This window comes from Flammeovirga aprica JL-4, from assembly GCF_012844305.1.
Lineage (GTDB): Bacteria > Bacteroidota > Bacteroidia > Cytophagales > Flammeovirgaceae > Flammeovirga > Flammeovirga aprica.
In genome coordinates, this window is the sequence record NZ_JABANE010000439.1 from 1 (window position 1) to 527 (window position 527).

General features: G+C 36.2%; 1 protein-coding gene. It reads right to left on the reverse strand.

What is annotated here, in order from left to right; all coding sequences use genetic code 11:
• A partial coding sequence (locus HHU12_RS34825; protein ID WP_205960117.1) for a leucine-rich repeat domain-containing protein occupies positions 1 to 527 on the reverse strand: 527 nt, incomplete at both ends.

Sequence of the window (527 nt, forward strand, 5' to 3'; positions counted from 1 at the left end):
CAACACCGAAAGTACTTTCTATTTCATTTCCTTCAAGTAGTAATAACCTTAGTTTGGTACATTTACTGATACCCGGTGGGATACGTTTAATTTTTCCATTGGTGAGGTCTAGCTCTTTGAGATTAGTCATTTTCCCTATACCTGTTATGTCTGTGATTTGATGATTGATTACATTTAGACTATTTGCATCACTATCAAAAATACCTACTGGCATACTTTTCCATGTTACATCTCTAGCCAAGATACTTCCGACATTTAACCCTTTTGGAACAGAGCGTAAGTTATTACATTCGCTAAGCTTTAATATCCCAATGGGTACTTGAGTAAGAGAAGATGGTAATCCTGTAAGCCTTGAACAACCTGTTAGGTCGAGACCCCATAATAATCTAAGATTACCCATTGATGCAGGTAACTTAAAAAGGTTTTTACAATGCCTTAGATGTAAATGCTCTAATAAAGGCAAGTTGCCTAACCCTTCAGGTAAATGTGCTCCAGTGCTGTTATTGAGTGTTAGACTTTTTAAACTT